This window comes from Achromobacter sp. 1012554356 (assembly GCF_059760815.1).
On record NZ_JCBANC010000017.1, the window covers coordinates 61,954 to 86,222 of the forward strand.

At 66.7% G+C, this 24,269-nt stretch carries 16 protein-coding genes; 12 read left to right on the forward strand and 4 right to left on the reverse strand.

The window, feature by feature from the left end; translation table 11 throughout:
- Positions 1-104: 104 nt before the first annotated feature.
- Entirely contained in the window at positions 105-2,168 is a 2,064-nt protein-coding gene (locus tag AC6LJW_RS11075) for a bifunctional diguanylate cyclase/phosphodiesterase (protein ID WP_056559015.1), read from the forward strand.
- Between the two features lie 75 nt (positions 2,169-2,243).
- Positions 2,244-2,729 carry a dihydrofolate reductase gene (locus tag AC6LJW_RS11080; protein ID WP_498087247.1) on the forward strand — a complete coding sequence of 162 codons (486 nt, stop codon included), beginning with the start codon at positions 2,244-2,246 and terminating at the stop codon, positions 2,727-2,729.
- 28 nt (positions 2,730-2,757) lie between these two features.
- Here the strand turns inward: AC6LJW_RS11080 and AC6LJW_RS11085 are convergent, their stop codons facing one another.
- Positions 2,758-4,176, reverse strand: coding sequence for an aminotransferase-like domain-containing protein (locus AC6LJW_RS11085; protein ID WP_498087248.1), 1,419 nt, complete (start codon positions 4,174-4,176; stop codon positions 2,758-2,760).
- Between the two features lie 158 nt (positions 4,177-4,334).
- Here AC6LJW_RS11085 and aptA point away from each other — a divergent pair, with 158 nt between their 5' ends.
- From aptA to AC6LJW_RS11135, 10 genes are all read left to right on the forward strand, one after another.
- On the forward strand, positions 4,335-5,660 hold the full coding sequence (aptA, locus tag AC6LJW_RS11090; RefSeq protein ID WP_056559025.1) for an omega-aminotransferase AptA: 1,326 nt from the start codon (positions 4,335-4,337) through the stop codon (positions 5,658-5,660).
- Between the two features lie 105 nt (positions 5,661-5,765).
- Complete coding sequence (locus AC6LJW_RS11095) at positions 5,766-7,259, forward strand: CoA-acylating methylmalonate-semialdehyde dehydrogenase (RefSeq protein WP_056559028.1); 1,494 nt, start codon at positions 5,766-5,768, stop codon at positions 7,257-7,259.
- Between the two features lie 187 nt (positions 7,260-7,446).
- Entirely contained in the window at positions 7,447-8,958 is a 1,512-nt protein-coding gene (locus tag AC6LJW_RS11100; protein ID WP_056559031.1) for a M81 family metallopeptidase, read from the forward strand.
- A gap of 79 nt (positions 8,959-9,037) precedes the next feature.
- Entirely contained in the window at positions 9,038-10,603 is a 1,566-nt protein-coding gene (locus tag AC6LJW_RS11105; RefSeq protein ID WP_056559034.1) for an ABC transporter substrate-binding protein, read from the forward strand.
- 66 nt (positions 10,604-10,669) lie between these two features.
- A complete protein-coding gene (locus tag AC6LJW_RS11110) occupies positions 10,670-11,611 on the forward strand; it encodes an ABC transporter permease (RefSeq protein WP_056559037.1) in 942 nt (313 codons plus the stop codon).
- Between the two features lie 10 nt (positions 11,612-11,621).
- Positions 11,622-12,527 carry an ABC transporter permease gene (locus AC6LJW_RS11115; protein WP_056559039.1) on the forward strand — a complete coding sequence of 302 codons (906 nt, stop codon included), beginning with the start codon at positions 11,622-11,624 and terminating at the stop codon, positions 12,525-12,527.
- A 5-nt stretch (positions 12,528-12,532) separates the two neighbouring features.
- The gene (locus AC6LJW_RS11120) at positions 12,533-14,242 is read left to right on the forward strand and encodes an ABC transporter ATP-binding protein (protein WP_056559042.1); all 1,710 of its coding nucleotides are present in this window, start codon (positions 12,533-12,535) and stop codon (positions 14,240-14,242) included.
- 27 nt (positions 14,243-14,269) lie between these two features.
- Positions 14,270-15,679: an amidase gene (locus AC6LJW_RS11125; RefSeq protein ID WP_427987693.1), complete on the forward strand. Its 1,410-nt coding sequence runs from the start codon at positions 14,270-14,272 to the stop codon at positions 15,677-15,679.
- Positions 15,680-15,708: 29 nt separating this feature from the next.
- Complete coding sequence (locus tag AC6LJW_RS11130; protein ID WP_498087249.1) at positions 15,709-17,184, forward strand: M81 family metallopeptidase; 1,476 nt, start codon at positions 15,709-15,711, stop codon at positions 17,182-17,184.
- A 228-nt stretch (positions 17,185-17,412) separates the two neighbouring features.
- On the forward strand, positions 17,413-19,368 hold the full coding sequence (locus tag AC6LJW_RS11135) for a DUF945 family protein (protein WP_498087250.1): 1,956 nt from the start codon (positions 17,413-17,415) through the stop codon (positions 19,366-19,368).
- Between the two features lie 341 nt (positions 19,369-19,709).
- On the opposite strand, the gene gcvP is transcribed toward AC6LJW_RS11135, so the two are convergent.
- From gcvP to gcvT, 3 genes are all read right to left on the reverse strand, one after another.
- Complete coding sequence (gene gcvP / locus AC6LJW_RS11140) at positions 19,710-22,583, reverse strand: aminomethyl-transferring glycine dehydrogenase (protein ID WP_498087251.1); 2,874 nt, start codon at positions 22,581-22,583, stop codon at positions 19,710-19,712.
- A gap of 102 nt (positions 22,584-22,685) precedes the next feature.
- A complete protein-coding gene (gene gcvH, locus AC6LJW_RS11145) occupies positions 22,686-23,063 on the reverse strand; it encodes a glycine cleavage system protein GcvH (RefSeq protein ID WP_056559057.1) in 378 nt (125 codons plus the stop codon).
- A 99-nt stretch (positions 23,064-23,162) separates the two neighbouring features.
- Entirely contained in the window at positions 23,163-24,263 is a 1,101-nt protein-coding gene (gene gcvT, locus AC6LJW_RS11150; protein WP_427987356.1) for a glycine cleavage system aminomethyltransferase GcvT, read from the reverse strand.
- Positions 24,264-24,269 lie beyond the last annotated feature (6 nt).

Here is a 24,269-nt window from a genome sequence, read left to right on the forward strand (position 1 = left end):
GAGCAGGATCCTCCTTGCGACCGGACTGCAACTGTTGACTACCAATTGAATTGAATATCGTGCCCCGCGCCGCGGCTGTATGCGCTTAGGACAGGACCCCACAAATGCTCGTTGGAACTTATAACCCTTCGCTCGTCCTCGTATCCTTAGGGGTCGCCATCCTGGCGTCGTATACGGCGTTGGGCATGGCCAACCGCGTGAAGGCGTCGAGCGGCCTGCCTGCCGCGAAGTTCTGGCTGGCGGGCGGCGCGTTCGCGATGGGCATCGGGATCTGGTCGATGCACTTCGTGGGCATGCTGGCGTTCAGCCTGCCCATTCCCATGGGCTACGACCTGCCCCTGACCGTGCTGTCCCTGGCCATCGCCATCGGTTGCTCGGCCTTCGCGCTGTGGATGGTCTGCAAGGACGAACTGCCGTGGGGCCGGCTGACCGCGGGCGCGCTGCTGATGGGATCGGGCATCGCGGCGATGCACTACATCGGCATGGCCGCGATGCGCATGTCGCCGGGCATCGACTACGACCCGGCTTGGTTCTCGCTATCCGTGGTGATCGCGATTGCCGCGTCCGGCGCTGCGCTGTGGATCACCTACCGGCTGCGGCAGGACGCGCCGCGTGTGGCGCTGTCGCGCCCGTTGGCCGCTGGGGTCATGGGGCTGGCGATCGTGGGCATGCACTATACGGGCATGGAAGCCGCGAGTTTTCCGGCGGGCAGCATCTGCATGGCGGCCGACGCCGGCATCTCGGCGGGCTGGCTCGCGATCGCCGTGACCGCGGTCACGCTGAGCGTGCTGGCGATCGCGCTGGTGGTGGCCGTGCTGGACAACCGACTTGAGGCGCGCACGTCGGCGCTGGCCTCGTCGCTGGCCGAAGCCAATGAAGAGCTGGTGCAACTGGCGCTGCACGACACGCTGACCAAGTTGCCCAACCGCATCCTGCTGGAAGACCGGATGGAACAGGCCATCGAAAGCGCCAGCCGCCGCCGAGGCTATTTCGCGGTGCTGTTCTTTGACCTGGACGGCTTCAAGGCCGTCAACGACGCGTACGGACACCACACCGGCGACGCGCTCCTGATCGACCTGGCGCAGCGCATCCGCCTGGCGTTGCGCACGCAGGACACCGTCGCCCGCCTGGGCGGTGACGAGTTCATCGTGCTGAGCGAGGTGCTGGAACCCACCGACGCGGCCAACGTGGCGGACCGGCTGATCGACGCCATCGCGCGCCCCGTCACGGTCTACGGCCACGAAGTGCTGGTGACGTCCAGCGTGGGCATTGCCGTCTATCCGAACGACGGCCGTGACACCCACGCCTTGCTGACCAATGCGGACGCGGCGATGTACCACGCCAAGCGGCTGGGCGGCACGGGCTACAGCTTTTTCGAACCGTCCATGAACGCGGACGCGCACGAGCAGATCGAGCTGCTGCACGACCTGCGGCTGGCGCAGGAGCGCGGCCAGTTCGTCCTGCATTACCAGCCGAAGTACGAAGCGCCGGCCGGCCCCATCATGGGCGCCGAGGCGCTGCTGCGCTGGAACCACCCGACGCGCGGCCTGGTCGGCCCGGACCAGTTCATTCCCACCGCGGAAAAGACCGGCCTGATCCTGTCCATCGGCGATTGGGTCATCAACGAGGCCTGCCGCCAGATGCGCGAATGGATCGACGTCGGCCAAGGCCACTGGACCATCGCCGTCAACATCTCGGCGCTGCAGTTTTCGCATGCCAGCCTGGTCGAGACGGTGCGCTCCGCGTTGGCGCGGCATGCCGTCCCGCCCGCCTGCCTGACGATCGAAGTGACCGAGTCGACCGCCATGCGCGACGCGGAAGCCAGCCTGACGGTGCTCAAGCGCCTGTCCGAGCTGGGCGTCACGATTTCCATCGACGACTTCGGCACCGGCTATTCCAGTCTGCTTTATCTCAAGCGGCTGCCCGCGACCGAACTGAAGATCGATCGCGGCTTCGTGAATCAGCTGGACAACGACAACGAGGATGCGGCCATCGTGTCGGCCATCGTGGCGCTCGCGCAGCAGCTCAACCTGCGCATCGTGGCCGAAGGCGTCGAGACCGCCGCGCAGCAGAAATTCCTGACCGGGCTGGGCTGCGACTCGCTGCAGGGCTTTCTGCTGGGCAAGCCCATGCCGGCCACCGAATTCCTGGAACACGCGGCAACCTGACAGGCGGGGCGGTCTCTCGCAATTTGCTACGCTTACGGGGTCGTTCCGGCTCAACCCTTACCCTTGCAAGCACGCATGCCCGCCAGCCTTACCCTGATCGTCGCCTATTCCACCAACCGCGCCATTGGCCGCGACAACGCCCTGCCCTGGAAACTGCCGGGTGACCTGGCGCATTTCAAGCGCAGCACACTGGGCCATCCCATCATCATGGGCCGCAAGACGTGGGACTCGCTGGGCCGTCCCCTGCCCGGCCGCAGCAATATCGTCATCAGCCGCAATCCCGATTTCAGCGCCGCCGGCGCCATCCTGGCGCCCACGCTGGAGGCTGCCGTGGCCGCCTGCGGCGACATCGACGAAGCCTTCGTGATCGGCGGCGCGCAGATCTACGCGCAGGCCCTGCCGCTGGCCCGGCGCGTGCTGGCCACCGAGGTCCATGCGGACGTCGAGGGCGACGCGTTCTTTCCGCTTTTGCCGTCGTTCCAGTGGAAGGAAACGGCGCGCCAGCCGCAGCCTGCCGAGAACGGCTACGACTACGACTTCGTCACGTACGAACGCGCCTGAGGCATCGGACGTGACCCATCGGTCTTGACTACGCCGCCCCCGCGTTGCGCATGAAGCGCCACAGCGCGGGCGCCGCCGAATACGCCACGTTAAACCGCACCCACGCCGTGTCGGCCTCGTCCGCGTCAAAGTAGGAACCGGGCGCCAGCCAGATACCGTCCTTGAGCGCCAGCTCCGCCAGCCCATTGGCGCCGCGCTCACGCCACTGCCCCGCCACCCGAGCCCACAGGAACAGGCCACCCTGCGGCTTTCCATAAATGTCGAATCCGTGCTGGCGCATCTGCTCGGCCACTTCGGTGTGCGCCTGCGCCAGCCGCTCGCGCGTGCGGGCAATGTGGGCGCGGTAGCGGCCCTCGCGGATGACCTGGTGCACGATCCGCTCCATGATCTCGGGCGTTGTCAGCCCCACCGCCATCTTGGTGCGCGCGATGTCGCGCACCAGATCGCGGTGCGCCACCACGTAGCCCACCCGCACCGACGGACTGATGACCTTCGAATAGCCGCCCAGGTAGACGACCCGGCGCGCCCCATCCAGCGCCGCCAGCATCGGCGTCACGCCCGGCGCCAGTTCGCGCGAGATGTCGTCTTCCACCACCCACAGCCCGTGCCGCTCCGCCGCCTGCAGGATGCGGAACGCGTTGGCCATGGTGATGCTGGCGCCCGATGGGTTCTGCAAGGCGGTATTGATGAAGAGCGCGCGCGGCCGGTGCTGGGCCGCCACCCGCTCGAGCGCGTCGCAGTCCAGGCCATCGACCGTGCGCGGCACCGCGATGACGCGTAGACCTGCCAGGCGCAGCAACTGCAGAAGGTTGGCGTAGGCCGGCTGCTCGACGACCACCGTGTCGCCCGGCCGCAGCAGCGTGCGGATCACGGTGTCCAGCCCGTGGGTCACGCCCTGCGTCAGCAGCACCTGCGACGCTTCGACCTCCATGCCCTGCGCGCTTAGGCTGGCCGCGATGGTCTCGCGCAGCGGCGCATAGCCGTACGGATGGCCATAGTTGGCGATCCGCATCGCGGGCACGCGCCCCATGTGGCGCAGCGCCATGTGAAGGCCTTCTTCGTTCAGCCATTCGCCGGGCAGCCACCCGCACCCCGATTTGATGGGGATGGAGTGGTCGGCAAAGATGTCCGACAACAGCCATCCGGCGTTCAGCCGCGGCGGCTCCCAGGACAGGGGTTCGGCCCGGCGGGCGGGCGCGTCGGGCGATGCCACCCGGTAGCCCGCGCCGGGCCGCGCCGCCAGCCACCCCTGCGACACCAGCCGGCTATAGGCGCTGGCCACGGTGAAGGTGCTGACGCCGTACTGGCGCGCGAACTCGCGGACCGAGGGTAGGGACATACCCGGACGCAGCGTCTGCGCCTCCACGGCGCGCAGGATGGCCGCGACGAGCTGTTCGACAAGGGTGGGCGCGGCGCCGCGGCCGCGGACGGGTTGGAAGTCGATCACGGACTAACTGTACAGTTGCGACGATCTCAACTATACAGTTAGCGGCAAATGCGCGGATTGTATATTTTCATTCCCTGCGGGACGTTCCAGAATCGTCCGAATCCCGCTGCCCGCGCGCGTTTCGCGGCGGCTGCGGTTGTCCCCCTTCTGGAGTCACCATGAACGCCCCCGCCCAGTTGCCCGACCTGTCCCATCTCTGGATGCCCTTTACGGCCAACAAGCAGTTCAAGGCCCAACCGCGCATGCTGGCCAAGGCCAAAGGCATGTACTACACGTCCACGGACGGCCGCCAGATCCTGGACGGCACGGCGGGCCTGTGGTGCGTCAATGCCGGCCACGGCCGCGAAGAGATTGTCGAGGCCATCGCCCGCCAGGCAGGCGTCATGGATTACGCCCCGGGCTTCCAGCTGGGCCACCCGCTGGCCTTCGAGGCCGCGACCGCCGTCGCGGGCCTGATGCCGCAGGGAATGGACCGCGTGTTCTTCACAAACTCGGGCTCCGAATCGGTCGACACCACGTTGAAGATCGCCCTGGCCTACCACCGCGCGCGCGGCGAAGGCCAGCGCACCCGCCTGATCGGCCGCGAGCGCGGCTATCACGGTGTGGGCTTTGGCGGCATCTCGGTGGGCGGCATCTCGGCCAACCGCAAGACGTTCTCGGGCGCCCTGCTGCCCGCCGTGGACCACCTGCCCCACACCCACAACATTGAACAGAACGCCTACTCGAAGGGCCAGCCCGCGTGGGGCGCGCACCTGGCCGAAGAGCTGGAGCGCATCATCGCCCTGCACGATGCGTCGACCATCGCCGCCGTGATCGTCGAGCCCATGGCCGGCTCCACCGGCGTGCTGATTCCGCCCAAGGGGTATCTGGAAAAACTGCGCGAGATCACCGCCAAGCACGGCATCCTGCTGATTTTCGATGAAGTCATCACCGCCTACGGCCGCCTGGGCGCCGCCACGGCCTCCGAATTCTTTGGCGTGACGCCGGACATCATCGCCATGGCCAAGGGCGTCAGCAATGCCGCCGTTCCCGCCGGCGCCGTGGCCGTCAAGCGCGAAGTGCACGACGCCATCGTCAACGGACCGGCGGGCGGCATCGAGTTCTTCCACGGCTACACGTATTCGGCGCACCCGCTGGCCGCCGCCGCCATCCTGGCCACGCTGGACATCTACCGACGCGAAGACCTCTTTGGCCGCGCCCGCAAGCTGTCGGGTGCGTTCCAGGAAGCCGCGCACAGCCTGAAGGGCGCGCCCAACGTCATCGACGTGCGCAACCTGGGACTGGTGTCCGGCATTGAACTGGCGCCGCGCGCGGGCGCCCCCGGCGCACGCGCCGCCGAAGTCTTCCAGCGCTGCTTCGACAGCGGCCTGATGGTGCGGTATACCGGCGACATCATCGCCGTCTCGCCGCCGCTCATCATCGACGAAGCACAGATCGGCCAGATCTTCGAACAGATCGGCAAGATCCTGAAAGAGGTTGCCTGATCCTTCCTTATCCGCGCGCCCGCACGGCGCGCGGCGCGACAACCGCACATGGGCGGCCCCAGGCCGCCCTGCCGCATTTTTGACGAATCACCGAGCCTTGCATCCATGAAGAAGATTCCCCATTTCATCAACGGCCAACCCTACGAGGGCGGCAACAGCCGCTACACCGACGGCTTCAACCCGGCCACCGGCGAAATCGCCTCGTCGATCCCGCTGGCGTCCAACGACGACGTGGGGCTGGCCGTGGCCGCCGCCAAGGCGGCCTTTCCGGCTTGGTCCGAGACGCCGGCGCTCAAGCGCGCCCGCATCCTCTTCAACTTCAAGGCGCTGCTGGACCAGCACCAGGACGAACTGGCCGAATTGATCACGCGCGAACACGGCAAGGTGTTCTCGGACGCCAAGGGCGAAGTGATGCGCGGCATCGAGATCGTCGAGTTCGCTTGCGGCATTCCGCAACTGCTCAAGGGCCAGTATTCCGACCAGATCGGCGGCGGCATCGACAACTGGAGCATGCGCCAGGCGCTGGGCGTCGTGGCCGGCATCACGCCGTTCAACTTCCCGATGATGGTGCCGTGCTGGATGTTCCCCGTCGCCATCGCTTGCGGCAACACCTTCGTGCTCAAGCCGTCGGAACGCGATCCGTCCGCGTCCGTGCGCCTCGCGGAACTGCTCACCGAAGCGGGTCTGCCCCCCGGCGTCTTCAACGTCGTCCACGGCGACAAGCTGGCGGTTGACGCGCTGATCTCGCACCCCGACGTCGAGGCCCTGTCCTTCGTCGGCTCCACGCCGATCGCCGAATACATCTACGCCGAAGGCACCAAGCGCGGCAAGCGCGTGCAGGCGCTGGGCGGCGCCAAGAACCACCTGGTGGTCATGCCCGATGCGGACCTGGATCAGGTGACCGACGCGCTGATGGGCGCGGCCTATGGTTCCGCGGGCGAGCGCTGCATGGCCATCTCGGTGGCCGTGGCGGTGGGCGACGTGGCCGACAAGGTTGTCGAACGCCTGACGCCGCGCGTGAAGGCGCTGGTGGTCAAGGACGGCATGCAATCCGACGCCGAAATGGGTCCGCTGGTGACCGCGCAGCACCGCAAGAAGGTAATGGGCTACATCGAGGACGGCATCGCCAGCGGCGCCGATCTGGTGGTGGACGGCCGCGACCTGAAGGTGCCGGGCAACGAGAAAGGATTTTTCCTGGGCGGCACGCTGTTCGATAACGTGAAGCCCGCCATGAACATCTACCGCGAAGAGATTTTCGGACCGGTGCTGTGCATCGTGCGCGTGCCGGATTTCGCCAGCGCGGTGGAACTCATCAATGCGCATGAGTTCGGCAACGGCGTGGCGTGCTTTACGTCCGACGGCGGCGTGGCGCGCGCGTTCGCCCGCCAGATCAAGGTCGGCATGGTGGGCATCAACGTGCCGATCCCCGTGCCCATGGCGTGGCATTCGTTCGGCGGCTGGAAGCGCTCGCTGTTCGGCGACCACCATGCGTACGGCGAGGAAGGCATCCGTTTTTACTCGCGCTACAAGAGCGTGATGCAACGCTGGCCCGACAGCATCGCCAAGGGCGCCGAATTCACGATGCCCGTCGCGAAGTGACGCCCCCCCGAGGCGCGTAGCGCCTCCCCCCAGGGGGCCCGGATCCGCGCGACCCCGCTTGGGGAGGGCGTGCATGAATTGGGGCGCGTCGTTCTTGCCTCGGGATTGAGGGGCGTGGCTTGAAGCATTGACACTGCGCGGCGCCTCGCCGCGCCTACCGAATATCTGTACGACAAGGGGAAACCTGATGCGCATCGGGATCGGCGGCTTTCAGCATGAGACGAATACGTTCGCGCCATCGCGCGCGGCGTGGGAAGATTTTGCGGACAAGGGTGGGGGGTGGCCGAAGCTGGTCAGTGGCCCCGCAATGTTCGAGGCGGTGGCGGGCGCCAATATTCCGGTGGCGGGATTTATCGAGGCCATGGGGCAGCATGCGTTGATTCCCACGACGTGGGCCGCGGCGAGTCCTTCGGGGCATGTGACCCGGGATGCGTTCGAGCGTATCAGCGCGATGATTTTGCAAGGGTTGTCGCAGGCCATGCCGCTGGATGGCGTGTATCTGGATCTGCACGGCGCCATGGTCACCGAGCATCTGGATGATGGCGAGGGCGAACTGCTCAAGCGTGTGCGCGAACTGGTGGGTCCCAACGTGCCGATCGTTGCCAGCCTGGACCTGCACGCCAACGTGACCCGCGCGATGGTGCGCCATGCCGACGCATTGGTCTGTTATCGCACCTATCCCCACATCGACATGGCCGAGACCGGGCAGCGCGCCGCCGGCCTGCTGGCGCAGCGGCTGGGCGGCATGCCGCGTCATTATGCGGCCCTGCGCAGCCTGCCGTTTTTGATTCCTCTGTGCTGGCAGTCCACCGACATCGAGCCGGCGCGCAGCCTGTATCAGCTGGTGGGCGATCTTGAGGCGCGTGGCGCGGCCAGCGTTTCCTTTGCGACCGGGTTTCCGGCAGCGGACTTTCCCGAATGCGCGCCCACGGTCTGGGCTTACGGCATGACGCAGGCTGAAGCGGACGCCGCCGCAGACGAGATGACGCGCGCGGTCATGAATGCCGAACAGGACTTCGGCGGCAAGCTCTACACGCCGGACGAAGCCGTGCAGGAAGCGTTGCGGCTGGCACGCGATGCATCCAAGCCGGTGGTCATCGCCGATGCGCAGGACAACCCCGGCGCGGGCGGCAGTTCCGACACCACCGGCGTGCTGCGCGCCCTGATCCGCCACGATGCGCGCGATACGGCCATTGGTCTGATTGTTGACCCCGCCGCCGCGCTGGCCGCCCATCGAGCCGGTGCAGGCAACACGGTGCGGATTGCACTGGGTGGACACTCGGGTATTCCCCACGACGAACCGCTGGACACCGAGTTCATCGTCGAGAAAACTTCGGAAGGACGCTTCGATACGCATGGCGCGTTCTATCGCGGCTTTCACATGGATCTGGGCCCCAGCGCGTGCCTTCGCATCGGCGGCGTGCGCATCATCCTGGCCTCGAACAAGGTGCAGATGGCCGACCAGGAGATGTTCCGGTTTGCCGGCGTTGAGCCCACGCGCGCCGCGATTCTGGTGGTCAAGAGTTCGGCGCACTTTCGCGCCGATTTCACGCCCATCGCGCACACGATTCTGGTCTGCGCGGCGCCCGGCTCCATGCTGATGGATGCGGCAAAACAACCATGGACACGGTTGCGTCCCGGCATCAGAATGGCGCCTTGCGGGCCGGTGTTTGACGGCCGGACCGCAGCGACAGCCTGACCCTCGCGCGCCGCTTCACCGCGGCGCGTCAACGACGTAGCGGCCCACGCGCCGCTCACTACGCTTCAAGGGGAAATACATGCTCAAGTTTGTCCGAGCGGCCGCGCTCGCCGGCGTCACGCTCGCCATGGCGCATGGCGCCTATGCCGAGACCGTCATCAAGACGGTGATGCACTCGCCGCTGCGCCTCACCGATCCGCACGCCACCACCGCCTACATCACGACGTGGCACGGTTACATGATCTACGACACCTTGCTGGCCACCGATGCCGACAACAAGGTCCAGCCGCAGATGCTTGAGAAGTGGGAAGTCTCGCCGGACGGCAAGACTTACACCATGACGCTGCGCCCGGGCCAGAAATGGCATGACGGCCAGCCGGTGACTGCCGAGGATTGCGTGGCGTCGATCAAGCGCTGGGCCGGCGGCGACGGCATGGGCCGCACCCTGCTGAAGTTCACCGACAAGATCGAAGTCATCGACGACAAGAGCTTTCGCATCGTCATGAAGGAACCCACGGACCTGGCGCTGCGCGCCCTGTCCAAGCCCACTGGCACCGCGCCGTTCATGATGCCCAAGCGCATCGCCGAACAGGCCATTGGCAAGCCCATCACCGACATGACAGGCTCCGGCCCGTTCAAGGTCGCCGAGTTCAAGCCGGGCGTGAAGACCGTGTACGTCAAGAACGCCGACTACGTGCCGCGCAAGGAACCCGTCAGCGGTCTGGCCGGCGGCAAGGTCGTCCATGTCGACAAGGTCGAATGGGACGTGATGCCCGACGCGCTGACCACCGCCAACGCGCTGCTCGGCGGCGAAATCGACTTCGTCGAGCAATTCCCGTACGACCTGCTGCCAATGATCGAAGGCAACCCGGACCTGAAGGAAGAGTCGCTCAGCCCGGTCGGCTACTTCACGATGTACCGCTTCAACTTCAAGTACCCGCCCTTCAACAACAAGAAGATCCGCCAGGCCGCCATGTACGCGATCGGCCAGGAAGACGTGATGAAGGCGCTGGTCGGCAATCCCAAGTACTGGAAGACCTGCGCCTCGCTGTGGGGCTGCGGCACGCCGCTGGAAAGCGATATCGGCAAGGACATGGTCGTGCCGTCGAACATCGAGAAGGCCAAGGCGCTGCTCAAGGAAGCGGGTTACGACAACACGCCCATCCTCGTCATGCACGCCACCGACGTGGGCACGCTGTCCGCGCAACCCGTCGTGATGGCCGCGGCGCTGCGCAAGGCGGGCTTCAACGTCAACCTGGCGGCGATGGACTGGCAAAGCGTGGCCACGCGCCGCGCCTCGAAGGCCGCGCCGGCCGAAGGCGGCTGGAACGTCCACAACACCAACTGGTACGCCACCGACGTGATGGACCCCGTGCGTTCCGCCCCCGCGGCCGCCAACGGCGACAACGCGTGGTTCGGCTGGCCCGAGTTCCCGCAAATCGAGGAACTGCGCACCAAGATGGCGTTGACGTCGGATCCGGCCGAGCAGAAGAAGATCTCCGAGGAAGTGCAGCGCATCGGCATCGACGAAGGCCTGTACGTGCCGCTGGGCCAGATGTCCGTGCCCACCGTCTACTCGACCAAGCTGTCGGGTTTGGTGCACGCGCCGGTCTTCGCGTTCTGGAACGTCAAAAAGGCCCCTTGATGGGCTCCGGGCCTGCGCGCCGCAGCATGCAGTCCGCGCAGGCCTAATTAGTACTGGGGGAATTACATGCTGGCATTTGTCTCACGCCGGCTCCTCGCGACCATCCCGGTTCTGGTGATGGTCGCGGTGGTGGTCTTTGCGATATTGCGTTTCAGTCCCGGGGATCCGGCCATCATCATGGCGGGCGATGGCGCCACGCCCGAACGTATCGTCCAGATACGGCAGACGATGGGCCTGGACCAGCCGGTGGTCAAACAGTTCTTCATCTGGGGCGGCAAGCTCCTGCAGGGCGACCTGGGCACCTCGCTCATGTCCGGCGTGCCGGTCACGAAACTCATCGCGCAGCGCCTTGAGCCTTCGCTCAGCCTGGCAGTGCTCACGCTGGTCTTCACGCTGCTCGTCGCCATTCCGCTGGGCGTGCTGGCCGCATGGCGCCAGGGCAAGCTGCTGGACCGCGCCGTCATGGGCTTTTCGGTGCTGGGGTTCTCGGTGCCGGTGTTCGTCACCGGCTACCTGCTGATCTGGGCCTTCGCCATCAAGCTCGGCTGGTTCAACGTGCAGGGCTATACGCCGCTTGAGAAGGGATTCTGGCTGTTCCTGCATCGGCTCATCCTGCCCTCGCTCGCGCTGTCCACCGTGTACGTGGCGCTCATCGCGCGCATCACGCGCACCAGCGTCATCGAGGTCATGGGCGAGGACTTCATCCGCACCGCTCGCTCCAAGGGCCTGGGCGAAACCGGCGTGCTGCTTGGCCACGCGCTGCGCAATGCCGCCGTACCCATCGCCACCGTCGTGGGCGTGGGCATCGCGCTCTTGATCAGCGGCGTCGTCGTCACCGAATCGGTGTTCAACATCCCGGGCCTCGGCCGGCTGGTGGTGGAAGCCGTGCTGGCGCGCGACTACCCGGTCATCCAGGGCCTGACGCTTTTCTTCGCGTTCGTCTACGTGTTCATCAATCTGGTTGTCGATTGCGCCTACACGGTGTTCGACCCGCGTATCCGGTACTGACGCCATGAGCATGCAAACGCCAACCGATGCCGCCGCACAGGCGGCCGCCGACCTCCCCGGAGGCGGCACGCCCCACATCACCGCCTGGCGGCAGATCCGCCAGGGACTCAAGAGCTGGCCCGTCATGCTGGCGCTGGTGGTGCTGGCGGCGATCGTCTTCATCGCCCTCTTCGCGCCGCTGCTGGGCACGGTCGATCCCACTCTCCTCAACCCGGGCGCACGGCTCAAGCAGCCCTTCACGGACTATTTCCTGGGCACCGACGCGTTCGGCCGCGACGTGTGGTCGCGCGTGGCCTACGGCGCGCGCATCTCGCTGATCGCGGGCCTGGGCGCCGCCGTGGTCAGCGTGGCCCTCGGGCTGGTCATTGGCGTCATCGCCGGCTGGTTCCGGTCGCTGGACGGCCCCATCATGCGCACGATGGACGCCATCATGGCGATTCCCGGCATCCTGCTGGCGATCGCGCTGGTGTCGGTCACCGGCGCCAGCATCACGACCGTGCTCGTGGCCATCACCATTCCGGAAATCCCGCGGGTGGTGCGGCTGGTGCGCGGCCAGATCCTGAGCGTGCGGGGCGAACCCTACGTGGAGGCCGCGCTGGCGCTGGGCACGCCGCTGCCGCTGCTGCTGTGGCGTCACATGGTGCCCAGCACCATCGCGCCGCTGACCGTGCAGGGAACCTATGTCTTCGCGTCCGCCATGCTGACCGAGGCCATCCTCAGCTTCCTGGGCGCGGGCATCCCGCCCGAGATCGCGTCCTGGGGCAACATCATGTCCGAAGGCCGCATGTACTTCCGCATGCTGCCCGGCCTGATCCTGTTCCCCGGACTGTTCCTGTCGCTGACCGTGCTCAGCGTGAACATCCTGGGCGACGCCTTGCGCGACGCGCTGGACCCGAAAATGGTGCGCAGGATCTGATGCCGATGAACTATTCCCCCAATCCCCCCGCGGGCGATACCTCGTCCGCCATCCTGGCCATCCGCAACCTGTCGGTCGAAGTCGGCGGCGCGGGCAACCGCGTCGTGCGCAACCTGAGCCTGGACGTACACGCCGGCGAAACGGTGTGCGTGGTGGGCGAGTCCGGTTCGGGCAAGTCCGTCACGTCGCTGGCCGTCATGGGCCTGTTGCCGCAAGGCATCCTGAACATCAGCGCGGGCTCCATCCGCGTCGAGGGCGAAGACGTCGCCACGGCCACGCAGCGGCGCCTGCGCGAGCTGCGGGCCACGCGCATGGCCATGGTCTTTCAAGAACCCATGACCGCGCTGAACCCGGTGCATACGGTGGGCAAGCAGGTCGACGAGGTGCTGCGGCTGCACCGCAAGAACATGTCGGCCGCCGAGCGCCGCACTAAGGTGCTGGACATGTTCCAGTCCGTGCACCTGCCCGACATCGAACGCATCTACGACGCTTATCCGCACCAGCTCTCGGGCGGCCAGCGCCAGCGCATCGTCATCGCGATGGCTCTGATTCTGGAACCCAAGCTGCTGATCGCCGACGAGCCCACCACGGCGCTGGATGTCACCACGCAGAAGCAGATCCTGGCGCTCATCAAGGAGCTGCAGGTCAAGCACCAGACGGCCGTGCTGTTCATCACGCACGACTTTGGCGTGGTGGCCGAGATCGCGGACCGCATCGTCGTCATGAACCGCGGCGACCTGATCGAAAGCGGCACGCGCCACGAGATCCTGGCCGAGCCCAAGCAGTCCTACACTCGCCGCCTGGTGTCGTCGGTGCCCAGCCTCGTGCCGTCGCGCCGCGAACCCCCAACCGGCACGCCGGTGCTGCACGTCAAGGGGCTGGGCCGCACCTACGGCGGCAAGGGCTCGCTGTTTTCGCGCAAGGCGGCGCAGCACGTCGTCGCCGCCACGGACGTCAACCTGACGCTGCGCAAGGGCGAGATCCTGGGCATCGTCGGTGAATCCGGATCGGGAAAATCGACGGTCGCGCGCTGCATCGTGCGGCTCATCGAACCCACCGCTGGCCACATGATGATGGGCGGCGAAGACTTGAGCACGCTGTCCGGCTCGGCGCTGCGCCCGGTGCGCCGCCGCATCCAGATCGTGTTCCAGGATCCGTACCGGTCATTGAACCCGCGCCGCACGGTGGGCGAATCCATCATCGAGGGCCTGCTGAACTTTGGCGTGGGCCGTGAACAGGCGCTCAAACGCGCCAGCGAGACGCTCAGCGTGGTGGGCCTGAGCCCCGATGCCATGCGGCGTTATCCGCACCAGTTTTCGGGCGGCCAGCGCCAGCGCATCTGCATCGCGCGCGCGCTGGTCATGGACCCCGAAATCCTCGTGGCCGACGAGGCCGTCTCGGCGCTGGACGTGTCCGTGCAGGCGCAGGTGCTGGAGCTGCTGGAACAGGTGCGCGAGCGCACGGGCGTAGGCGTGCTGTTCATCACCCACGATCTGCGCGTGGCCGCGCAGATCTGCGACACCATCATGGTGATGCAACGCGGCCAGGTGGTCGAAACTGGGTCCGCCGAAACTGTGCTGACCGAGCCGCGCCACGCCTACACCCGGGCCCTGATCGACGCCGCCCCCGGCCGCGACTGGGACTTCCGCAATTTCCGGCCCATTGCGCCCGGCTTGTTGCCGGCTTCATCCCCGGCCACCTCCCCGGCCGCCTGACGCCCTTTCCGACCCACTGGAACCGAGATGCCGCAACCGCATGAAATGTCCGCCCAGGAACTCCTCGAGGCATATCGCAGCAAGACCCTGTCGCCCGTCGAGGCGACACGGTCGGTGCTGGACCATATCGAGCGCTGGGAGCCCCGGCTGAAAGCGACCTACGCGCTGGATCCGGAAGGCGCGCTGGCCATGGCCCGCGCATCCGAGGCCCGCTGGATGAAGGGCGAACCGCAGGCCTGCGGCGGGTATACGCTGGATGGCGTGCCCGCCACCATCAAGGAAAACATCGCCACGCGCGGCGTGCCCGTGCCGCTGGGCACTGCGGCCACAGATCTCACCCCGGCGGCCGCCGACGCCCCGCCCGCCGCGCGCATGCGCGAGTCGGGCGCCGTGCTGCTGGGCAAGACCACGATGCCCGACTACGGCATGCTGTCGTCCGGGCTGTCGAGCTTTCACGAACTGACGCGCAATCCGTGGGACCTGACCAAGAACCCCGGCGGCTCCAGCGCCGGCGCCGGCGCCGCGGCAGCAGCCGGCTATGGCCCGCTGCACATCGGCACCGACATCGGCGGCTCGGTCCGCCTGCCGGCCGCCTGGTGCGGCATCGCCACGCTCAAGCCCAGCCTGGGCCGCATTCCCATCGATCCGCCCTTCATGGGCCGCTGCGCCGGCCCGATGACGCGCACCATCACCGACACGGCGCTGATGATGGGCGTGCTGTCGCAGCCCGACGCGCGCGACCACATGAGCCTGCCGTTCCAGGAGATCGACTGGCTGAACCTGGAGCACGACGTGCGCGGCCTGCGCATCGGGCTGCTGCTGGACGCGGGCTGCGGTCTGCCGCTGGATCCCGAGACCCGCGATGCGGTGGAAGCCGCCGCGCGCGCCTTCGAGGCGGCAGGCGCCATCGTCACGCCCATGCAACCCTGGATGACGCCCGGCATGCTCGACGGCGTCGATCAGTTCTGGCGCACGCGCTCGGCCATCGACCTTGGCGCGCTGTCCGAGGAACGCCGCGCGAAGATCCTGCCCTTCATCCGCGCCTGGGCCGAGAGCGGCGGCGGGCATAGCGGCGAAGACGTCTTCCGCAGCTACTACGAAACGCTGAACGTGCGGGCGCGCACCGTCGCGGCCTGCGCGCCGTATGACTACGTGCTGTCGCCGGTCGCGCCCGTCGTGGCCTACAACGCCGAATGGCCCTCGCCCACCAACGAGGTCGCCACGACGATGCACCACATCGGGTTCACGCTGCCCTTCAACATGAGCGAGCAGCCGGCGGCCTCGGTCAATTGCGGCTACACGAAGGCGGGCCTGCCCATCGGCCTGCAGATCGCGGGCGCGCGCTTTGACGACCTGGGCGTGCTGCGCGTGGCGCGCGCCTGGGAACGGATGCGCCCCGCACAGCGCCCCTGGCCCCAGCCGCCCGCGGCACACTGAATTTCCACGGCAACCCACAGGAATTCCCCATGCGTTGGCTTCTGGCAATGATCAAGCACGAGACGAATACGTTTTCGCCCGTGCCCACCCCTCTTGAACGTTTCTTTCGCGGCAGTCCCGAGATCCTGGCCGGCGACCGCGCCATCAAGGCCTACGAAAACACCGACAGCGGCCTGGGTGGCTACATCGAGGTCGCCCGCCGCGAGGGCGCGGAGATCGTGCTGCCGGTGGCGGCCGAGTCGTGGCCCAGCGGCCCCACCAGCGCGCAGACGCACGAACGCCTGTGCACGCTGATCCTGGACGAGGTCAAGCGCGGCGGCTTCGACGCCATCCTGCTGGACCTGCACGGCGCGATGGTGGCCGAGGGCGTGGAGGACGCCGAGGGCGACCTGCTGCGCCGCCTGCGCGAGATCGATCCCACGACGCCCGTTGCCGTGACGCTGGACATGCACGCCAATATCTACGATGACATCGTGCGCAACGCCACCGTCATCAGCGGCTTTCACACCTATCCGCACGTGGATATCCGCGATGCGGGCGTGCGCGCCGCAAACGTCATCGTCCGCACGTTAAAAGGCGAGATCAGGCCGGTGATGACGTGGGCCAACAAGCCCATGCTGCCGCACATCATGTGCCAGGGCACGCACGCCGCGCCCAACAAACCGCTGCAGGAGCGGTGCAAGGAACTTGAGGCCAGCGGTGTGCTGGCGGCGTCCGTCTTCGTGGGATTTCCCCATGCGGACATTCGCGAAGCCGGCCTGAGCGCCGTCGTCTGTACGGACGGCAACCTGGCCGCCGCCGAGCAGCATCGCGACGAATTGCTGGACCGCGCGTGGAACGGCCGCGCCGACTGGGTGTTTCATTCGGAACCGCTGGCGCCCACCATCGCGCGCGCCAAGGCCATCGAACAAGGCCCGGTCGTGCTGCTGGACCATTACGACAACACGGGCTCGGGCGGCACGATGGACACGACGGCCGTGCTGGCCGAAGTGCTGCGCCAGGAATTGGACAACGTGGTCTTCTACGCGATCTGCGACCCGCAGGCCGCAAAGGAAGCCGCCGCCGCGGGCGTGGGCAACACCATCACGCTCAAGCTGGGCGGCAAGCTGCCCATGCCGGCCATCAAGCAGCCCAGCAACCCGCTTGAAGTCACCGGCCGCGTCAAACTGGTGTTCGACGGCGTCTATCTGAACCGCGGCCCGATGTACCGCGGCGTGCGCAACGACACCGGCCTGACTGTGGTGATCGACACCGGCCGCGTGGAGATCGTGGTGGTCTCGCGCCACCAGGAACCCTTCGACATCAACTGCCTGCTGTCGGCCGGCATCGACCCCCTGCAAAAGCGCTACGTGGTCCTGAAGAGCCGCATCCACTGGCGCGCGGGCTTCTCGGACATGGCGACCGAGATCATCGAATGTACCGGCGTGGGCGTCACGACTTCCGATTACAGCCAGGTCGAGTTCAAGCACGTGCGCCGTCCGATCTATCCGCTTGATCCGCTTTGAGGCCAGGCCTTTTGTCGACAAAAGCCGGCGCCTCGAGCGCCGGCTTTCATTTTGAAATCTTCGGTAACTGCGCGCGCGTTCAGCGGGACACGCGTCTCGGTATACTCCGCCGCGGGCCTGACAGGCCGATGAATACGTGTATCCCGGACGGTTCCGCTCGCACGGACGAGCGTGGCGCCATAAGCCGCTGCCGGATATGACTCGACAATCAACGATACAAGCAGAACGATGAAAAAGAGCGTAGCGATCACCCTGGGCGTGGTCATAGTGGGAGCGGGAAGCTGGGTCGGGGCCACGTGGTACACCGGCAAGCGCATCGAAGAGGACGCGCAGCGTCATCTGGCACAGGCCAACGAAAAACTCGCCAAGATCACGCCGCTGTTCGGCCTGCGCATCGATCAGCTCAAGTACGAGCGCGGCCTGTTCTCGACGCAGGCGCGTTATGGCGTGTCGCTCGTCAAGAACGACAAGGGCCTGGACGACCTGCCCGCCGGCATGATCGAGTTCGACGCGAACATCGAGCACGGCCCCTTCCCCAAGAGCGCCCTGTCGCGCGGCGCCATTGCGCCGAAGCTGGCGTTCATCCACACCGAGATCGCCAAGACGGACAACATCAAGCCCGTCTTCGAACTGACCAAGGACGTCTCCCCGCTGATGGGCGACGCCATCGTCAGCTACAGCGGCAACGCCACGTCCACCGCCGCAATCGCACCGATCGTCGTCACGCATGACGGCAATGCGCTCGACTTCAGCGGCATGCGGATGGAAGGCACCTTCGACCGTGACACGCAGGCCGTCACCGCGCACGGCGTGATGGACAAGCTGGCCGTCGACGGCACCAAGAGCCGCGACCCCGTCAAGATGACCATCGCGGGCCTGACCATGGACGTCGACAGCCGCATGGGCAAGTTCGGCATCTCGATGGGCAATTCGGACCTGAAGATCAAGCGCGTGGACGTGCTGCGCCCGACGGACAACATGAAGGTTGCGCTGGACAACTTCAGCTACGGTGTGAAGCTGTCCGAGGACGACAAGGCCATCAACGTGCAGGCCGCGTACCAGACGGGCGACCTGACTGTGAACGACGTGGTGCTGGGCAACGGCCAAGCCGTGATCAAGCTGGCCCGGCTGGATGGCCAGGCCGTCAAGCAGCTCTCGGACACGTACCACCAGCTCATGCGCCAGTACATGCTGGGCGCAAGCGACGAAGGCCTGAAGGACGAGCAGTTCGACGTCCTGCTGGATAACGCCGGCAAGCTGCTGGCGGGCAATCCGTCGTTCAGCATCGATCCGCTGAGCTGGAAGACGGCCAAGGGCGAAAGCAAGCTGACCTTCACGCTTGACCTGGCCAACCCGGCCAATGCCAAGGACCTGACCCCGCAGGAAATCGCGGTGCAGGCGATCAAGAAGATCGACGCCTCGCTGGTGATCTCCAAGCCCATGGTGAAGGACCTGATGGTGCAGTACGCCATCAAGACCGAAGGCGTGCCCGCCGAGAAAGCGGCGGCCGACGCCGACGAAAACATCCGCCAGATGGCCGGCATGGCCGAAATGATGAATGTCGGCAAGAACGACGGCGACAACATCGTCGGCAAGTTCACCTTTGCCGACGGCATGGGCGACCTGAACGGCCAGAAGATTCCTGCCGAGGAATTGTTCAGCGGCCTCTTGGGCGCGACCGGCATGGGCGCGATGGACGATGACGACGAGCTGTCCGGCATCGGCATGGATCCGGACGCCGAACCCGCCGCCCCCGCGCCGGTCGCGGGCGTCATGCAGGACTTCAACCTGGACGACGTCGCCAGCATGCTGGACGACATGGGCTACACGGTCACCCGCAGCGACGGCACCGACGGCCCCGTGCTGGTCCTGAACCCGGGCACCACCGGCGCCACCGACCTGCGCCTGGAGTTCCTGTGCAATGACTTCACGGAAAAGTGCCTGGATCTGGTCGCGACCGCCACGTACGCCACCAAGAAGCCGATGACGCTCAAGGCCATCAACGCCTGGAACCAGGAATACCGCTGGAGCCGCGCCTACCTGGATGACAAGAACCAGGCCGTGCTGCAGATGGACATGAACGCCGAAGGCGGCCTGGGCAAGGACAACCTGCAGATCCTGCTCAACACGTTCATCAGCATCGCCGAAGACTTCAGCGCCGCGGCGAAGGCGCCTGCGAAGTAATGCGCGGCCGGCTTGACACCGGCCCCAAGAAAAAGCCCCCGCCTGTACAGGTCGGGGGCTTTTTTCATGGTGCTGACATGGTGTCAGACACTTTCCACTACCAAGGTGTCTGACACCCGCTGAAACGCTGCGACAAACTGAAGCGCGTCTCCCGAGGGTGTCAGACACCTTCCAACCGTTGCCAAGGTGTCTGACACCCGCTGAGACGCTGCGACAAGCTGAAGCGCATCTCCCTAGGGTGTCAGACACCTTCCAATGCCAAGGTGTCTGACACCCGCTGAAACGCTGCGACAAGCTGAAGCGCATCTCCCTAGGGTGTCAGACACCTTCCAACCGCAACCTTACGCGTACGCTTCGATCGGCAGGCACGCGCAGACCAGGTTGCGGTCGCCGTAGGCGTTGTCCACGCGGGCGACCGGCGGCCAGTACTTGCCGTCGCGCAGGGTCGCCACCGGGTAGGCGGCCTGCTGGCGCGGGTAGTCGTGCAGCCATTCCTCGGCCAGCAGCATCTGCGCGGTATGCGGCGCATTCTTCAGGACGTTGTCGTCACGGTCGCGTTCGCCGCGTTCGACCTGGGCGATCTCTTCGCGGATGGCGATCATCGCGTCGATGAAGCGGTCCAGCTCGGCCACGCCTTCGGATTCCGTGGGTTCGACCATCAGCGTACCCGCGACCGGGAAGCTCATGGTGGGCGCGTGGAAGCCGTAGTCCATCAGGCGCTTGGCGATGTCTTCGGCGCTGATGCCGCTGGTTTCCTTGAGCGGACGCACGTCCAGGATGCACTCGTGCGCCACGCGGCCGTTGCGGCCCGCGTACAGGACCTCGTAGTGGCCGCGCAGGCGGGTGGCAATGTAGTTGGCGTTCAGGATGGCGACTTCGGTGGCGCGGCGCAGGCCGTCCGCGCCCATCAGCGCGATGTACACGAACGGGATCGGCAGGATGCCGGCCGAGCCGAAAGGCGCGGCCGAGACCGGGCCGACCTTGGCGTCGCCGGGCAGCTTGCCCTGCTCGTTCACAACGCCCGGCAGGTAAGGCGCCAGGTGCGAGCGCACCGCCACGGGGCCCACGCCGGGTCCGCCGCCGCCGTGCGGGATGCAGAACGTCTTGTGCAGGTTCAGGTGGGACACGTCCGAGCCGAACTTGCCGGGCTTGGCCACGCCAACCATCGCGTTCATGTTGGCGCCGTCCAGGTACACCTGGCCGCCGGCCTGATGGACCAGATCGCAGATTTCGGTGACGGCTTCTTCGAACACGCCGTGCGTCGACGGGTACGTGATCATCAGCGCGGCCAGCTTGTCGCCGACCTGTTCGATCTTGGCGCGCAGGTCCGCGAGGTCCACGTTGCCGTTGGCGTCGGACGCCACCACCACCACGTCCATGCCGGCGAGCTGCGCCGAGGCGGGGTTGGTGCCGTGCGCCGAAGACGGGATCAGGCAGATGTTGCGCTGATGCTGGCCGTTGGCCTGGTGGTAACCGCGAATGGCGAGCAGGCCCGCGTATTCGCCCTGCGCGCCCGAGTTGGGCTGCAGGCTGATGTTGTCGTAGCCGGTGATTTCGCACAGCGCGGCGGACAGACGATCGATCAGTTCCACGTAGCCCTGGCTTTGCGAGGCCGGCGCGAACGGGTGGATCAGTGCGAATTCCGGCCAGGTGATGGGGATCATCTCGGCCGTGGCGTTGAGCTTCATGGTGCACGAGCCCAGCGGGATCATCGTGCGGTCCAGCGCCAGATCCTTGTCGGCCAGCTTGCGCAGGTAGCGCAGCATGTCGGTTTCGGACTGGATGCTGGAGAAGATGGGATGCTTCAGGATGGCGCTTTCGCGCGCGACCGCGGCGGGAATGCCGCAGGGGGCCGCGGCGTCGAGCGCGTCGATGTCCAGTTCGACGTCATCGCGTTCAAGGCCCGAGGCGAAGACGTTGACCAGCGCTTGCAGGTCGGCCGCGGTGACGGTTTCGTCCAGCGAGATGGCCAGGCGGGCGCCATCGACGCGGCGCAGGTTGATGTGCGCGCAGTCGGCGGCCGTCAGAATGGCGGGCGTCGCGGCGCCGGTTTCCACCAGCAGCGTGTCGAAGAACGTGTCGTTGGCGACCTTGACGTCCAGCTTGATGAGCTCGGCGCGCAGGATGGCGGTGGCGCGCTGCACGCGCTCGGCGATGCGGCGGATGCCGGCGGGGCCGTGCCACACCGCGTACATGCCGGCCATCACGGCCAGCAGCACCTGCGCGGTGCAGATGTTGGAGGTGGCCTTCTCGCGGCGGATGTGCTGTTCGCGCGTCTGCAGCGCCAGGCGCAGCGCGGGATTGCCTTGCGCGTCCTTGGACACGCCGACCAGACGGCCGGCCATGTTGCGCTTGAATGCGTCCTTGCAGGCCATGAAGCCGGCGTGCGGGCCGCCGAAGCCGAACGGCACGCCAAAGCGCTGGGCCGAACCGACGGCGATGTCGGCGCCCCACTCGCCCGGCGCGGCCAGCACGGCCAGCGCCAGCAAGTCGGTCGCGCATGCGACCACCGCGCCTTGCGCGTGGGCGGCTTCGGCCAGCTTGCGGTAGTCGGACACCGAACCCGTGCTGTGCGGGTACTGCAGCAGCACGCCAAAGCACTCGGGCAGGCCTTCGGCTTCGTCGCCGATGCGGATCTCGATGTCCAGGCCCTCGGCGCGCGTGCGCACGACTTCGATGGTCTGCGGATGCACGTGGCGCGAGATGAAGAACACCGGGCTCTTGGACTTGGCGCTGCGGCGCGCGAGCGTCATCGCTTCGGCGGCGGCGGTGCTTTCGTCAAGCAGCGAGGCGTTGGAGATGTCCAGCCCGGTCAGGTCGGCGACCATGGTCTGGTAATTGAGCAGGGCTTCGAGGCGGCCCTGCGAGATCTCGGGCTGGTAGGGCGTGTAGGCCGTGTACCAGGCGGGATTCTCAAGAATGTTGCGCAACACCACGTTCGGCGTCTGCGTGCCGTAGTACCCCTGCCCGATGTAGCTGCGGTAGACCTTGTTGCGGCCCGCCACCTGCTTCAGTTCGGCCAGCACGTCGGCTTCGCTGCGCGACGCGGGTAGCGCCAGCGGCTCCTTGCTGCGGATCTTGGGAGGCACGACTTCTTCGATCAGGGCGTCCAGGCTATCGCTGCCGATCACGGCAAGCATGGCGGCCTGGTCGGCGTCGGAGGGGCCGATGTGGCGGGGGATGAAGTCGGTATGGGTGTCTAGGGCGCGCGACATGGGGGGATCTCGGGGTAGCGGGTGTCGTCCTGCGAACGGACGGTATTGCGTCTGGCGGAGGAGGCGGCGCCGCGCAGCGGCCCGCCCTCCCCGCGTGCGGCATCAGCCGTTGGCGACGGCTTCGTAGCCGGCGGCGTCCAGCAGCTTGTCGGCGTCGGCGGCGTTGTCCGGCTTGATCTTGAAGATCCAGGCGGTGAAGGCCGATTCGTTGATCAGGTTGGGGTTGCTTTCCAGTTCTTCGTTGAAGGCAACGATTTCGCCGGACACGGGCGCGTAGATGTCCGAGGCGGCCTTGACCGACTCGACCACGCCGGCGGTCTCGCCCGCGCTCAGCTTGGCGCCGACGTTCACGTCGCCAACAAAGACCAGATCGCCCAGTTGTTCCTGGGCGGTGTCGGTGATGCCGACGACGAACACGTCGCCCTCGGCTTTGACCCATTCATGGGACTCGGTGTACTTGCGATCGGTGGGCAGACTCATGGGAACTCCTGAGGGAATGCGGGTAGATGAATGGTGTTGCGCGCCTCGCGCGGGCGGCCGTTGCCCAGAACGGGCCGGCGCACGCGCGAAGCTTCGAGTTTACGAGTGTTCTACGGCTTTGCCGTTACGCACGAAAGGCAGCTTGCACGCCACGGCGGGCACCCACTTGCCGCGGATGTCGACCTCGACCGTATCGCCCGCAACCACGCCTTGCGGCAGGCGGGCAAAGCCGATCGACACGCCCAGCGTGGGCGACATGGTGCCGCTGGTCAGTTCGCCCACCCCTTGCGCGGTGCGCACGGCCATGTGCGCGCGCATGACGCCGCGTTCCTGCAGCTTCAGGCCAATGAAGGTGGCGGGCTTGGCGAACTGCTCGATCGCGTCGCGGCCGATAAAGCGGCGCTCGGCGTTCTTGCCGGACACGGTCCAGGTCAGGCCGGCTTCGCCGGGCTGCGTCAGTTCGTCCATGTCCTGGCCGTACAGGTTCATACCGGCTTCCAGGCGCAGGGTGTCGCGCGCGCCCAGGCCCGCCGGACGCACGCCCTGGGCGATCAGGTCGCGCCACAGTTGCACGACTTCGGAGGCGGGCAGGACGATTTCGAAACCGTCTTCGCCGGTGTAGCCCGTGCGGGCGACCAGCGTGTCGCCGCCCACGCGGGCGGCAACGAAGGGGGTCAGCGGTTCGCTGGCGGCTTGCCAGGCCGGGCGGGCAGCCCAGACCTTGGCGCGGGCGTTGGGGCCCTGCACGGCCACCATGGCCAGATCGCGGCGCGGGGCAATGGTCACGTCGAACGCGCCTGCCTGCTTGACGCGCTGCATCCAGGCCACGTCCTTGTCGGCCGTGCCGGCGTTGACCACCACGCGCCATTCGTCGGCAGCGAAGAAATAGATGATGAGGTCGTCGATGACGCCGCCCTGCGGGTTCAGCATGCAGCTGTAGAGCGCCTTGCCCGGCACCGTCAGCTTGGCGACGTCGTTGGCGACCAGGCGCTGCAGGAAGGCGAAGGCATCGGGGCCCGTCACATCGACGTTGAGCATGTGCGAGACGTCGAACATGCCGGCGTCCTGGCGCACGACATGGTGCTCTTCGAGCTGCGAGCCGTAGGCCAGCGGCATGTCCCAGCCGCCGAAATCGACCATGCGGGCGCCGGCGGCGATGTGTTCTTCGGCGAGCGGGGTGCGTTTGAGGGATGCGGACATGCGGGG